Raw genomic sequence first — 13,163 nt, forward strand, 5'->3', positions numbered from 1 at the left:
AATTCATGCCGATTCAGGTTCTGCCGCCGCAGCTTGCGAACCAGATCGCCGCTGGCGAGGTGGTGGAGCGCCCTGCGTCGGTGGTGAAAGAGCTGGTCGAAAACAGCCTCGATGCGGGCGCCACGCGTATCGATATCGATATCGAGCGCGGCGGCGCGAAGCTTATCCGCATTCGCGACAACGGCGGCGGCATCAAAAAAGAGGAGCTGGCGCTGGCGCTGGCGCGTCACGCCACCAGTAAAATCGCCTCGCTGGATGACCTGGAAGCTATCATCAGCCTCGGTTTTCGCGGCGAGGCGCTGGCGAGTATCAGTTCGGTCTCACGCCTGACGTTGACCTCCCGCACCGCCGACCAGCAGGAAGCCTGGCAGGCCTACGCCGAGGGGCGCGACATGGACGTGACCATCAAACCGGCGGCGCATCCGGTCGGCACCACGCTGGAGGTGCTGGATCTGTTTTACAACACCCCCGCGCGGCGCAAGTTTATGCGCACTGAGAAAACCGAGTTCACGCACATCGACGAAGTGGTGCGGCGCATAGCGCTGGCGCGCTTTGACGTGACGATTAACCTCAGCCACAACGGCAAAATGATGCGCCAGTACCGGGCAGTGCAGGGCAACGCGCCGCGCGAGCGTCGCCTTGGCTCGATTTGCGGCCCCGCGTTTCTGGAGCAGGCGCTGGCTATCGAGTGGCAGCATGGCGATCTGGCGCTGCGCGGCTGGGTCGCGGAGCCGAAAGGCACCACCGCGGCGCTTGCCGAAATCCAGTACTGCTACGTGAATGGCCGCATGATGCGCGACCGGCTGATCAACCACGCGATTCGCCAGGCCTGCGAAGATAAGCTCGGCATCGATCAGCAGCCCGCCTATGTGCTTTATCTGGAAATCGATCCGCATCAGGTGGATGTCAACGTCCATCCCGCCAAGCATGAAGTGCGCTTTCACCAGTCGCGACTGGTGCACGATTTTATTTATCAGGGTGTAGTGAGCGTGCTCCAGCAGCAGGCGTCGAATCCGCTGGCGTTAGAAACACCGGCGCAAGACGCTCCGCGTTGGCAGCCGGAAAACCGCGTCGCGGCAGGCAAAAACCAGTTCGCCGACCCGACGCCGCGCGAGCGAACCCCCGCGAGGGAAAACGACGCGCCGCGTTATACGGCATCGGGTGGCTCGTCCTCCGGCGGGGCAGGGCGCAGCGGCGCCAGCAACGGCGGCTGGCCTCATGCGGCGCCGGGTTATCAGAAACAGCAGGGCGCGCTGTATAAGCAACTGCTGGAAACGCCTGCCGTTACTACGCCGCCCGCAGCTCCGGCGCGGGAAGTATTGCCGCCCGCGCCTGCGCTTGACGGCCATTCGTACAGTTTCGGACGCGTGCTGACGCTGGTGGCGGAAAACGTGGCGCTGCTTGAGCGCGACGGCAAACTAATGCTGCTGGCGTTAAGCGTGGCGGAGCGGCATCTTAAACAGGCGCAACTGCTGCCGCGCGATGAGAAGCCCTGCGCGCAGCCGCTGCTCATCCCGGTGCGTCTGAAAATCTCCGCCGATGAGCGGGAGATAGTGACGCGCGCGCAGCCGCAGCTTCAGCGATTGGGTATTGAAATCGTGCTGGATGCGCAACATGTGACGATTCGTGCAGTGCCTTTACCCTTACGCCAACAAAATTTACAAATCTTGATTCCTGAACTGATAGGCTACCTGGCGCAGCAGACAAACGCTGACGACGCCGCTGTGGCTGGATGGCTTGCCCGCCATCTGGTTAACGCGCAACCGTGGAGTGTCGCGCAAGCCATCGCGACGCTCGCGGAACTCGAAAGGCTGTGTCCGCTGATGGTGAAATCTCCGCCGGATGGTTTATTACAACTTATCGATTTACAACCGGCGATGAATGCCCTGAAACATGAATGACGTAAGCAATACTGGCCTTCCAAAGGCGATTTTTCTGATGGGTCCGACGGCGTCGGGCAAAACGGCGTTAGCCATTCGTCTGCGCCAGACGCTGCCGGTAGAGTTGATAAGCGTTGATTCCGCGCTGGTTTATAAAGGTATGGATATCGGCACCGCCAAGCCTGACGCGCACGAATTGTCGCAGGCGCCGCACCGGCTACTGGATATCATCGACCCGGCACAGGCGTATTCGGCGGCGGACTTTCGCCGTGATGCGCTGAAGGAAATGGCGGAGATTGTCGCCGCCGGGCGGATACCGCTGCTGGTGGGCGGTACCATGCTTTACTTTAAGGCGCTGCTGGAGGGGCTTTCCCCGCTTCCGTCAGCAGATCCAACCGTCAGAGCGGAGATTGAACGACAGGCGGCAGAGCAGGGGTGGGACACGCTGCATCGCAAGCTTCAGGAGATAGATCCTGTCGCGGCACAGCGAATCCATCCCAACGATCCGCAAAGGCTTTCCCGGGCACTGGAAGTTTTTTTCATTTCGGGTAAAACTTTAACGGAACTGACGCAAACGTCAGGAGAAGCTCTGCCCTATCAGGTGCATCAGTTCGCCATCGCCCCGGCGAGCCGTGAACTGCTCCATCAGCGCATTGAGCAGCGTTTTCACCAGATGTTAGCTTCAGGTTTTGAGGCAGAAGTCCGGGCGCTATTTGCCCGTGGAGATTTGCATACGGACATGCCTTCCGTTCGTTGCGTGGGATACCGGCAGATGTGGTCTTATCTGGCGGGCGAAATCTCATACGACGAAATGGTTTATCGAGGTATTTGCGCCACGAGACAGTTAGCGAAGCGCCAGATGACCTGGCTGCGCGGTTGGGAAGGGGTACACTGGCTCGACAGTGAGGCGCCTGAACAAGCGTACAGTGATGTATTACAGGTTATTGGTGCGAAGCAACAATGAATGTGTACAATTGAATCGTATCGTGCGCGGATTTTTACGCAGTTTTTCAGAGCCCAAGGGTTCAAGAGTATAAACAACAAGCATATAAGGAAAAGATAGAATGGCTAAGGGGCAATCTTTGCAAGATCCGTTCCTCAACGCTCTGCGTCGGGAACGTGTTCCAGTTTCTATTTATTTGGTGAATGGTATTAAGCTGCAAGGTCAGATTGAATCTTTTGATCAGTTCGTGATCCTGTTGAAAAACACGGTCAGCCAGATGGTTTACAAGCACGCGATCTCGACCGTGGTGCCGTCTCGTCCGGTTTCTCACCATAGTAACAACGCGGGTGGCGGTTCTAATAACTACCATCACAGCAACAACGCACAGCCATCTTCCGCTGCCTCTCAGGATAGCGAAGACGCCGAATAAGGCCAGGCTGTTGCTCCATGTCGGGGGACCAGTTCGTCTGTGTTCCCCGCTGGTATTTTAAGAGGGTTTACGCTTGTTTGACCGTTATGATGCCGGTGAGCAGGCGGTGCTGGTACACATCTATTTTACGCAAGACAAAGATATGGAAGATCTCCAGGAATTTGAATCCCTGGTCTCTTCCGCCGGTGTCGAAGCATTACAGGTGATTACCGGTAGCCGTAAAGCGCCGCACCCAAAGTATTTTGTTGGTGAAGGTAAAGCCGTTGAGATTGCCGATGCAGTCAAAGCCACTGGGGCGTCTGTTGTCCTTTTTGATCATGCGTTGACCCCGGCTCAGGAACGTAACCTTGAGCGCCTGTGCGAGTGTCGCGTTATCGACCGCACCGGGCTGATTCTTGATATTTTCGCCCAACGTGCGCGCACCCATGAAGGGAAGCTGCAGGTTGAGCTGGCGCAGCTGCGCCATTTAGCCACGCGACTGGTGCGCGGCTGGACCCACCTTGAGCGCCAGAAAGGCGGTATCGGCCTGCGTGGGCCGGGTGAAACCCAGTTGGAAACCGACCGTCGCTTACTGCGTAACCGTATTACTCAGATCCTCTCGCGGCTGGAGCGCGTCGAGAAGCAACGAGAGCAGGGACGTCGGTCGCGTACCAAAGCCGATATTCCTACCGTCTCACTGGTGGGCTACACCAACGCCGGCAAATCCACCCTGTTTAACCAAATCACCACGGCCGAGGTGTATGCAGCCGATCAGCTGTTTGCGACACTCGACCCGACGCTGCGCCGCATTGATGTCGCAGACGTTGGCGAAACGGTGCTGGCGGATACCGTAGGGTTTATCCGCCACCTGCCGCATGATTTGGTGGCGGCGTTTAAAGCGACACTGCAAGAAACCCGTCAGGCGACGTTGCTGCTGCACGTCATTGACGCGGCGGACGTGCGGATGGCGGAGAACATCGAGGCGGTAAATACCGTACTCGAAGAAATCGACGCCCATGAAATCCCGACGCTGCTGGTAATGAATAAAGTCGACATGCTGGAAGATTTCGAGCCGCGTATCGACAGAAACGATGAGAATGTGCCCATCCGCGTGTGGCTTTCCGCGCAGACGGGGGCGGGCGTGCCACTGCTTTTCCAGGCCCTGACAGAACGTCTTTCCGGCGAAATCGTCCAGCATGCGCTGCACCTTCCGCCAGAAGCCGGACGTCTGCGGAGCCGGTTTTACCAGCTTCAGGCGATAGAAAAAGAGTGGATGGAGGAGGACGGTTGCGTCGGGTTGCAAATTCGCATGCCGATTGTCGACTGGCGTCGCCTCTGTAAACAGGAACCGGCATTGGTTGACTACGTGGTCTAACCGGCTGGCCGAAGCCTGAAAATATTCCCCTTTGGGGGGTACCCGGATGGACCCCGGTCGCGTTATGCCGCCCGCGTGTGTTTCTCTTTCGCAGAATGAAACACGCGCCTGGCATAAGGCGGCCTGGAGAACGAAAGGTATATCACCGCATAACAAATATGGAGCATAAACATGGCGTGGAATCAGCCCGGTAATAACGGACAGGACCGCGACCCGTGGGGAAGCAGCAAGCCTGGCGGCAACTCTGGGGGAAATAAAGGCGGTCGCGAGCAGGGGCCGCCGGATCTGGATGATATCTTCCGTAAGCTCAGTAAAAAGCTGGGCGGGATTGGCGGTGGTAAAGGCGGCGGTTCTTCGCAGGAGCCGCGTGGTCATATCGGCGGCCGCGTGGTGGGCATTGTCGCGGCGGCTGCGGTCATCTTATGGGCCGTCACCGGGTTCTATACCATTAAAGAGGCCGAACGCGGCGTTGTGACGCGCTTTGGCAAATTCAGCCATCTGGTTGAGCCGGGTCTCAACTGGAAGCCAACCTTTATCGATGAAGTGGTGCCGGTCAACGTGGAAGCCGTGCGCGAGCTGGCTGCCTCCGGCATCATGCTGACCTCTGACGAAAACGTTGTGCGCGTGGAAATGAACGTGCAGTACCGCGTGACCGATCCGCAGCGCTACCTGTTTAGCGTCGCCAATGCGGACGACAGCCTGCGTCAGGCCACTGACAGCGCCCTGCGCGGTGTTATCGGCAAATACACGATGGACCGTATTCTGACGGAAGGGCGTACCGTTATTCGTAGCGATACCCAGCGCGAGCTGGAAGAGACGATCCGTCCGTACAACATGGGCATTACGCTGCTGGACGTCAACTTCCAGGCGGCTCGTCCGCCGGAAGAGGTGAAAGCGGCGTTTGACGACGCGATTGCCGCACGTGAAAACGAGCAGCAGTACATCCGTGAAGCGGAAGCGTACACCAACGAAGTGCAGCCGCGCGCGAACGGCCAGGCACAGCGTATCCTTGAAGAGGCGCGTGCGTACAAAACCCAGACTATCCTGGAAGCGCAGGGTGAAGTGGCGCGTTTTGCGAAGATCCTGCCGGAGTATAAAGCCGCGCCGGAAATCACCCGCGAGCGTCTCTATATCGAAACCATGGAAAAAGTGCTTAGCCACACCCGTAAAGTGCTGGTTAACGACAAGGGCGGCAACCTGATGGTCCTGCCTCTCGACCAGATGCTGAAAGGCGGTTCCGCGCCTGCCGCCAGCGACGACAGCAACAGCGGCAATCCACTGCTGCGTCTGCCGCCGGTTTCCGGCAGCGGCAACAGCGGCGCGAGCAACAGCGCGTCCTCTGGCCGTGGCGATATTATGGATCAACGCCGTGCCAACGCGCAGCGTAACGATTACCAGCGCGAAGGGAGTGAATAACGATGCGTAAGTCAGTCATTGCGGTAATCATCATCGTGCTGGTGGTGCTTTACACCTCAATTTTTGTGGTGAGAGAGGGTGAGCGCGGCATCATCCTGCAATTCAGCAAAGTGGTACGCGACAGCGATAACAAACCAAAAGTGTATGAGCCTGGCCTGCACTTCAAGATGCCGTTTATCGAGTCGGTGAAGACGCTGGACGCCCGTATCCAGACTATGGATAACCAGGCGGATCGTTTCGTCACCAAAGAGAAAAAAGATCTGATCGTCGACTCCTACATTAAGTGGCGCATCAGCGATTTCAGCCGTTACTACCTGGCGACAGGCGGCGGCGACGTTTCTCAGGCGGAAGTACTGCTTAAACGTAAATTCTCTGACCGTCTGCGTTCTGAAATCGGTCGCCTTGACGTGAAAGATATCGTCACTGACTCCCGTGGTCGTCTGACGTCTGAAGTGCGTGAAGCGCTGAATTCTGGTTCCGCGGGTACGGAAGATGAAGTCGAAACCCCGGCAGCCGATGACGCTATCGCATCAGCGGCCAAGCGTGTTACGGAAGAGACCAACGGCAAAGTGCCGGTGATCAACCCGAACAGCATGGCAGCGCTGGGTATTGAAGTGGTTGACGTGCGTATCAAGCAAATCAACCTGCCGGCGGAAGTCTCCGAGGCTATCTTCAACCGTATGCGCGCCGAGCGTGAAGCGGTAGCCCGTCGTCACCGTTCGCAGGGTCAGGAAGAAGCTGAAAAACTGCGCGCTGCGGCGGATTACGAAGTGACCCGTACGCTTGCGGAAGCGGAGCGTCAGGCGCGTATTCTGCGTGGTGAAGGCGATGCCGAAGCCGCGAAACTGTTCGCCGACGCGTTCAGCCAGGATCCGGATTTCTATGCCTTTATCCGTAGCCTGCGCGCCTATGAAAGCAGCTTCAACTCCAATCAGGATGTGATGGTGCTGAGCCCGGACAGCGATTTCTTCCGCTATATGAAAACGCCGGCCAATAGCGCTCGCTAAGCCCTAACCCTTAAACAAGAGCCGGTCATTACCGGCTCTTTTTTTATCCAGGTTTTACATACCATGAATACAACAGTTTTGCTGGCGCTCGCGCTGGTGCTGGTGGTTGAAGGGCTCGGCCCGCTGCTTTTTCCGCGCTTATGGCGACGCATGATAGTCTCGGTAGCGCAATTGCCGGATACCTTACTGCGTCGTTTTGGCGGCGGTCTTGTGGTGGCCGGGATAGTTATCTACTACATGTTGAGGAAAACGATTAACTGAATAAAATTCGGGCATAATCGACGAAATTTGTATACAAAAAGGGCTGAACATCAGGAAAGCTGGTGTTAGAATCCTTTTTTAAGCAAACGGTGATTTTGAAAAAATGGGTAACAACGTCGTCGTACTGGGCACCCAATGGGGTGACGAAGGTAAAGGGAAGATCGTCGATCTTCTGACTGAACGGGCTAAATATGTTGTGCGCTACCAGGGTGGTCACAACGCCGGCCATACTCTCGTAATCAACGGTGAAAAAACCGTCCTCCATCTTATCCCCTCAGGTATTCTTCGCGATAACGTCACCAGCATCATCGGTAACGGCGTTGTGCTGTCGCCTGCGGCGCTGATGAAAGAGATGAAGGAACTGGAAGACCGCGGTATCCCGGTTCGCGAACGACTGCTGTTATCCGAAGCCTGCCCGCTGATCCTTGACTACCACGTCGCGCTCGACGTGGCGCGTGAGAAAGCGCGCGGCGCCAAAGCCATCGGTACCACGGGTCGCGGCATCGGCCCGGCCTACGAAGATAAGGTGGCGCGTCGTGGTCTGCGCGTAGGCGATCTCTTTGATAAAGCGACTTTCGCCGATAAGCTGAAAGAAGTCATGGAATACCATAATTTCCAGCTGGTGAACTTCTACAAAGTTGACGCGGTCGACTACCAGAAAGTACTGGACGACGTGATGGCGATTGCCGACGTGCTGACCAGCATGGTCGTTGACGTTTCTGATCTGCTGGATCAGGCGCGTAAACGCGGCGACTTCATCATGTTTGAAGGCGCGCAGGGTACGCTGCTGGATATCGACCACGGCACCTACCCGTATGTGACCTCCTCCAACACCACCGCCGGCGGCGTGGCGACCGGTTCCGGTATTGGCCCGCGTTATGTGGACTACGTGCTCGGCATCATCAAAGCCTACTCCACCCGCGTTGGCGCAGGCCCGTTCCCGACTGAGCTGTTCGACGACATCGGCGAATTCCTGTGCAAAAAAGGTAACGAATTCGGCGCCACCACTGGCCGTCGCCGTCGTACCGGCTGGCTGGATGCGGTCGCGGTACGCCGTGCCGTGCAGATCAACTCCCTTTCTGGCTTCTGCCTGACCAAACTGGACGTGCTGGACGGTCTGGAAGAGGTGAAAATCTGCGTCGCTTACCGCATGCCGGATGGCCGCGAAGTCACCACCACCCCGATGGCGGCGGATGACTGGGAAGGTATCGAGCCGATTTACGAAACCATGCCGGGCTGGTCTGAATCCACCTTCGGCGTGAAAGAGCGTAGCGGTCTGCCGCAGGCGGCGCTGAACTACATCAAACGTATTGAAGAAGTCACCGGCGTGCCGATCGACATCATCTCTACCGGTCCGGATCGTACCGAAACCATGATCCTGCGCGATCCGTTCGACGCGTAAGACACCCAGGGCGCGGCGATCGCGCCCTCTGTTTTTCCCGGATTTTACCCGCCTTTTTCAAATAAATTAGCCGCCTGACATCTGGCTGGTTTATCATCAACATATCGCCCTGTGGGCGAACCGCGTTTTTCCCCTCCCATACTCTGAGGTTGATGTGCAGTTAACGAGTTTTACCGATTTCGGGCTACGGGCTTTGATCTATATGGCGTCTCTGCCGGAAGGCCGCATGACCAGCATTTCTGAAGTCACTCAGGTGTACGGCGTCTCCCGCAATCATATGGTCAAAATTATCAACCAACTTAGTCGTGCGGGCTACGTAACCGCCGTGCGGGGTAAAAACGGCGGGATCCGCCTCGGCAAACCGGCCGCGACCATCCGCATCGGCGATGTCGTGCGCGAGCTGGAGCCCCTGTCTATAGTGAACTGTAGCAGCGCGTTCTGTCATATCACGCCCGCGTGTCGCCTGAAACAGGTGCTGGGTGGGGCGGTAGAACGCTTTCTTCAGGAACTGGATAACTACACGCTGGCCGATTTAGTGCATGAAAACCAGCCGCTCTACAAATTATTGCTGGTGGAATGACGCATTCGCGCCACAGATGACAACGGAGGAACCGCCATGTCACAAGATCCTTTTCAGGAACGAGAAGCTGAGAAGTACACCAATCCCATCCCGAGCCGGGAATTTATCCTCGAGCATTTAACAAAACGTGAAAAACCGGCTAACCGCGATGAACTGGCGAACGAACTCGGCATTGAAGGCGAAGAGCAGCAGGAAGCGCTGCGTCGCCGCTTACGCGCGATGGAGCGCGACGGCCAGTTAGTCTTTACCCGCCGCCAGTGCTACGCGCTGCCGGAACGTCTTGATCTGCAAAAAGGTACCGTGATCGGTCACCGCGACGGTTACGGTTTTTTACGCGTCGAAGGACGCAAAGACGATCTTTATCTCTCCTCAGAGCAGATGAAAACCTGCATTCACGGCGATATCGTGCTGGCGCAGCCGCTCGGATCGGATCGTAAAGGTCGCCGTGAAGCGCGTATCGTACGTGTGCTGGTGCCAAAGCAGAGCAATATCGTCGGCCGCTATTTCACGGACGCCGGCGTCGGCTTCGTGGTGCCAGACGACAGCCGTCTGAGCTTTGATATTCTTATCCCGCCGGAAGAGATTATGGGCGCCCGCATGGGCTACGTCGTGGTCGTCGAGCTGACCCAGCGTCCTACCCGTCGCACCAAAGCAATCGGTAAAATCGTCGAAGTGCTTGGCGACAACATGGGCACCGGCATGGCCGTGGATATGGCGCTGCGTACCCATGAAATTCCCTACGTCTGGCCGAAAGCCGTCGAAGAGCAGATTGCGCACCTGAAAGAAGAGGTGCCGGAAGAGGCGAAAGTCGGACGCGTCGATTTACGCGACCTGCCGCTCGTCACCATCGACGGCGAAGACGCCCGCGACTTTGATGACGCCGTCTTCTGTGAGAAGAAACGCGGCGGCGGCTGGCGCCTGTGGGTGGCTATCGCCGACGTCAGTTACTACGTGCGTCCCCCGACGCCGCTTGATGACGAAGCGCGCAACCGCGGTACGTCGGTTTACTTCCCGTCGCAGGTCGTTCCGATGCTGCCGGAAGTGCTCTCGAACGGGCTGTGTTCGCTTAACCCGCAGGTTGACCGTCTCTGCATGGTCTGCGAGATGACCATCTCCGCCAAAGGCCGCCTGACTGGTTATAAATTCTATGAAGCGGTGATGAGCTCGCATGCCCGTCTCACCTATACCAAGGTGTGGCACATTTTGCAGGGCGATGAAGATCTGCGTAGCCAGTATCAGCCGCTGGTGAAGCATCTTGAAGAGTTGCATCACCTCTATAAAGCACTGGAAGAGGCGCGCACCGAGCGCGGCGGCATCTCGTTTGAGAGCGAAGAGGCGAAGTTTATCTTTAACGCCGAGCGCCGTATCGATCGCATTGAGCAGACCCAGCGTAACGATGCGCACAAGCTCATCGAAGAGTGCATGATCCTCGCCAATATTTCGGCGGCGCGCTTTGTCGAGAAGCACAAAGAGCCGGCGCTGTTCCGTATTCACGATCGTCCGACCAACGAGGCGATTACCTCATTCCGTTCGGTGCTGGCGGAGCTGGGTCTGGAGCTGCCGGGCGGCAGCAAGCCGGAGCCGCGCGATTACGCCGAACTGCTGGATTCTATCGCCGATCGTCCCGATCACGAGATGCTGCAAACCATGCTGCTGCGCTCGATGAAACAGGCGATTTACGATCCGGAAAACCGCGGCCACTTTGGCCTGGCGCTGCAATCTTATGCGCACTTTACTTCGCCGATTCGCCGCTACCCGGATCTTACGCTGCACCGCGCGATTAAATATCTGCTGGCGAAAGAGCAGGGCCATGAAGGCAACACCACCGAAAGCGGCGGCTACCACTACACGATGGAAGAGATGCTGCAACTGGGCCAGCACTGCTCCATGACCGAGCGTCGCGCCGATGAAGCCACCCGCGAAGTAGCGGACTGGCTTAAATGTGACTTCATGCAGGATCAGGTCGGCCAGACTTTCTCCGGCGTGATTTCCAGCGTGACCGGCTTTGGCTTCTTTGTACGTCTCGCGGATCTCTTTATCGACGGTCTGGTGCACGTCTCCTCGCTTGATAACGACTACTACCGTTTCGATCAGGTCGGCCAGCGGTTGATCGGCGAGTCCGGCGGGCAGACGTACCGCCTGGGCGATCGCGTCGAGGTTAAAGTCGAAGCGGTGAACATGGACGAGCGTAAGATTGATTTCTCGCTGATCTCCAGCGAACGTGGGCCGCGCAACGTGGGTAAAACCGCGCGCGAACGCGAGAAGAGAGGCGGTGGCGGTAAAAATCGCAGCCGCCGTCAGGTTGGCAAACGCCAGAACTTCGAGCCTAACGACGCGTTCCGTAAAGAGAAAGGCAACGGCAAGGCGAAGCCTGAGAAAAAAGCCAAAAAGCCGTCGGAGAAAACCGCTAAAATCGCCGCCGCCACCAAAGCGAAGCGCGCGGCGAAGAAAAAGCGCGACAGCTAATCGCGGGGCCTGCGCGTCAGGCCCAACGCATCATCGTATGCTTTATATTTGTTGCTGAAAACCGGGCGGCTCGCCGCCCATAACGAGTACCATTCATGAGTGAAATGATTTACGGCATCCACGCGGTGCAGGCCCTGCTGGAGCGCGCTCCCGAGCGTTTTCAGGAGGTGTTTATTCTGAAAGGGCGTGAAGATAAACGTCTGCTGCCTCTTATCCATGCGATCGAAGCGCAGGGCGTGCCGGTGCAGGTGGCGAACCGCCAGTGGCTGGATGAAAAAGCCGACGGCGCGGTGCATCAGGGCATCGTGGCGCGCGTGAAGCCGGGGCGTCAGTATGGCGAAAACGATCTGCCGGATCTGCTGGCGGCGCATGCTCAGCCGTTCCTGCTGATCCTGGATGGCGTGACCGATCCGCATAACCTCGGCGCCTGCCTGCGCAGCGCCGACGCCGCGGGCGTCCATGCGGTGATTGTGCCGAAAGACCGCTCCGCGCAGCTCAACGCGACCGCTAAAAAAGTCGCCTGCGGCGCGGCGGAAAGCGTGCCGCTGATCCGCGTCACAAACCTGGCGCGCACCATGCGTCTCTTGCAGGAAGAGAACGTCTGGATAGTCGGTACGGCGGGCGAGGCGGATCATACGCTGTATCAGAGCAAAATGACCGGCCCGCTGGCGCTGGTGATGGGCGCGGAAGGCGAAGGCATGCGCCGTCTCACCCGCGAGCACTGCGACGAGCTTATCAGCATCCCAATGGCGGGCAGCGTTTCTTCGCTGAACGTCTCGGTGGCGACGGGCATCTGCCTCTTTGAAGCCGTGCGTCAGCGCAGCTAATTTTCAAACCCTCTGCGGAGGGTTTTTTTATTTCCGCTGCGTTTTTTCGCGCTCCTGCCGATAACTCCCTGGCCTGTGTAAAGTTTTATTAAAGCATCAATAACGCTAAACTCCGCTGCTACTATAAGCGCCACAGGCTATTCACCTGTTGAATAAATACCTCTAACTGGATTCAGGAGAAGAAATCGTGCAGACATTCCACGGACTGATGGCGTTTTGCGCTTACTTTTTTATCGGGCTGGCGATGATCAATTGCTTTATGTTCATCTACACCCGAATTACGTCCCACGACGAGTGGCAGTTAATTAAAGAGAATAACAGCGCGGCGGCTATTACTTTCGGCGGCGCGATTTTAGGTTATGTCGTGCCGCTCGCCAGCGCTGCGATCAACTCCGTCAGCATTATCGACTATCTGATTTGGGGGGCGATCGCGCTCGTCGTCCAGCTTATAATCTACGCTGGCGTGCGTTTATACATGCCGAAACTGAGCGAAAAAATTATTAACCGCAACGTTGCGGCCGGTATTTTTATGGGCGTGGCGTCGCTGGCTGGCGGTATTCTTAACGCGGCCTGCATGACCTGGTAAAAGAGAGAAAA

The 13,163-nt window shown here is 57.4% G+C and carries 12 protein-coding genes; all 12 read left to right on the top strand.

All coding sequences use genetic code 11. The features are described 5' to 3' along the window. Positions 1-5: 5 nt before the first annotated feature. The 12 genes from mutL to BJP61_RS03820 all read left to right on the top strand — a co-directional run bounded on the left by mutL (position 6) and on the right by BJP61_RS03820 (position 13,152). Positions 6-1,901, top strand: coding sequence for a DNA mismatch repair endonuclease MutL (gene mutL, locus BJP61_RS03765; protein ID WP_171997841.1), 1,896 nt, complete (start codon positions 6-8; stop codon positions 1,899-1,901). Next, positions 1,894-2,844, top strand: coding sequence for a tRNA (adenosine(37)-N6)-dimethylallyltransferase MiaA (gene miaA, locus BJP61_RS03770; protein WP_171997842.1), 951 nt, complete (start codon positions 1,894-1,896; stop codon positions 2,842-2,844). Before mutL ends, miaA begins: the two co-directional genes overlap by 8 nt. Positions 2,845-2,944: 100 nt before the next feature. Further along, positions 2,945-3,253, top strand: a complete 309-nt coding sequence (hfq, locus tag BJP61_RS03775) for an RNA chaperone Hfq (protein ID WP_004385293.1) — start codon at positions 2,945-2,947, stop codon at positions 3,251-3,253. 73 nt (positions 3,254-3,326) lie between these two features. Further along, positions 3,327-4,607 (top strand): ribosome rescue GTPase HflX, encoded by a 1,281-nt coding sequence (hflX, locus tag BJP61_RS03780; RefSeq protein ID WP_038867521.1) that lies wholly within the window; start codon positions 3,327-3,329, stop codon positions 4,605-4,607. A gap of 171 nt (positions 4,608-4,778) precedes the next feature. After that, positions 4,779-6,023 carry an FtsH protease activity modulator HflK gene (hflK, locus tag BJP61_RS03785; protein WP_075192335.1) on the top strand — a complete coding sequence of 415 codons (1,245 nt, stop codon included), beginning with the start codon at positions 4,779-4,781 and terminating at the stop codon, positions 6,021-6,023. Positions 6,024-6,025: 2 nt separating this feature from the next. Beyond that, positions 6,026-7,030: a protease modulator HflC gene (gene hflC, locus BJP61_RS03790; RefSeq protein ID WP_038867525.1), complete on the top strand. Its 1,005-nt coding sequence runs from the start codon at positions 6,026-6,028 to the stop codon at positions 7,028-7,030. Positions 7,031-7,093: 63 nt separating this feature from the next. Then, a complete protein-coding gene (locus BJP61_RS03795) occupies positions 7,094-7,291 on the top strand; it encodes a DUF2065 domain-containing protein (protein ID WP_007709257.1) in 198 nt (65 codons plus the stop codon). Between the two features lie 103 nt (positions 7,292-7,394). Beyond that, positions 7,395-8,693 (top strand): adenylosuccinate synthase, encoded by a 1,299-nt coding sequence (locus BJP61_RS03800; protein WP_038867528.1) that lies wholly within the window; start codon positions 7,395-7,397, stop codon positions 8,691-8,693. A 154-nt stretch (positions 8,694-8,847) separates the two neighbouring features. Further along, positions 8,848-9,273, top strand: coding sequence for a nitric oxide-sensing transcriptional repressor NsrR (nsrR, locus tag BJP61_RS03805; protein ID WP_032966202.1), 426 nt, complete (start codon positions 8,848-8,850; stop codon positions 9,271-9,273). Positions 9,274-9,309: 36 nt separating this feature from the next. Next, positions 9,310-11,739 (top strand): ribonuclease R, encoded by a 2,430-nt coding sequence (gene rnr, locus BJP61_RS03810; protein ID WP_075192336.1) that lies wholly within the window; start codon positions 9,310-9,312, stop codon positions 11,737-11,739. Between the two features lie 95 nt (positions 11,740-11,834). Then, entirely contained in the window at positions 11,835-12,566 is a 732-nt protein-coding gene (gene rlmB, locus BJP61_RS03815; protein ID WP_075192337.1) for a 23S rRNA (guanosine(2251)-2'-O)-methyltransferase RlmB, read from the top strand. Between the two features lie 187 nt (positions 12,567-12,753). Continuing rightward, entirely contained in the window at positions 12,754-13,152 is a 399-nt protein-coding gene (locus tag BJP61_RS03820; RefSeq protein WP_081642103.1) for a DUF350 domain-containing protein, read from the top strand. The last annotated feature ends 11 nt before the right edge of the window (positions 13,153-13,163 follow it).

The organism is Cronobacter sp. JZ38 (assembly GCF_008932145.1).
In the GTDB taxonomy this organism is placed as follows: domain Bacteria; phylum Pseudomonadota; class Gammaproteobacteria; order Enterobacterales; family Enterobacteriaceae; genus Cronobacter; species Cronobacter muytjensii.